We start from the raw sequence: 1126 nt of genomic DNA, 5'->3' as shown, positions 1-1126 counted from the left end.
ATTTGGAATTAAGTTCGTTGCCATTCCTTTTGCTGGAGGTCAACTTCAAGCAAGCCAAGTCCAAGAATTTAAAAGCGAACTTGATGCGGGTCTCGTAACGCATGCTTATTGCCGAACGGGCAATCGTTGCACGATCATATGGGAGGAAAGCAGCAAAATTTAATCGATTTTCTGTTGGGTTGAAGACTCTGTGAATCAGTATTATTCGAAGCAGTTATTTGTTAACGATATTATCGCTGCGTTTATCGTAACTGCTTTGCTGATTCCTCAATCCATTGCTTACGCAATGCTGGCCGGCCTTCCTCCTCAGGTCGGTTTATTTTCTAGTATTTTACCCATCGTTGTTTATAGCCTTTTTGGTAGTAGTACGACGCTATCTGTGGGGCCTGTCGCAATCATCTCCTTAATGACCGCATCGGCCATAGGTTCAGTTAGTGAAAATGTGGATGTCGGATACGCAGAAGCAAGTATTGTACTGGCTTTGCTGTCGGGGCTTTTCCTCGTCTTGTTTGGCTTATTTCGGCTCGGGCTGATCATTAACTTTATATCAAAGCCAGTCGTGTCAGGATTTATTACGGCTTCTAGTTTGATTATTGTTGCGAAGCAAATAGATCATTTTTCGGCGTTTGATATCTCGTCGTTTAATTCAACATTAGCGCTTGGCGTAACCTGCTTGACAATCCTTTTATTAAATAAACAATTTGGTACTCAGATTTTCTCGCGCTTAATGCCAGCGGGTATCGCGAATTTAATCAGCAAAGCAGTGCCATTTTTTCTAGTCGTTTTAGCTTCGTGTATGTCGTTCTTTTTTGACCTAGAAGCAATAGGGGTTGCAGTTGTTGGTTATATACCTCAGGGCTTGCCTAGTATCTCTTTTGCCGAAGTTGATGTTTCGATTGTCGAGAAGCTGGCATTACCGGCTTTAATGATTAGTTTGATTGGGTATGTCGAGTCTGTATCGGTTGCTCAAACTCTTGGTGCTAAAAAGCGAGAAACTATTATCCCGAATCGTGAGCTTATTGGACTCGGAGCGTCAAATATTGCATCTGGCCTATCCGGAGGAATGCCAGTTACCGGAGGGTTTTCACGATCTGCCGTGAATTTTGAGGCCGGCGCAGCGACTAAG

Annotated in this window: 1 protein-coding gene; it reads left to right on the top strand. The window is 43.3% G+C overall.

All coding sequences use genetic code 11. The features are described 5' to 3' along the window. Positions 1-190: 190 nt before the first annotated feature. A partial coding sequence (locus A3738_RS20905; RefSeq protein ID WP_255376192.1) for a SulP family inorganic anion transporter occupies positions 191-1126 on the top strand: 936 nt, incomplete at its 3' end.

It is taken from the genome of Oleiphilus sp. HI0066 (assembly GCF_001635725.1).
Note: the sequence above shows the minus strand (reverse complement) of the source record. Positions and strands in the feature narration are given on the sequence as shown.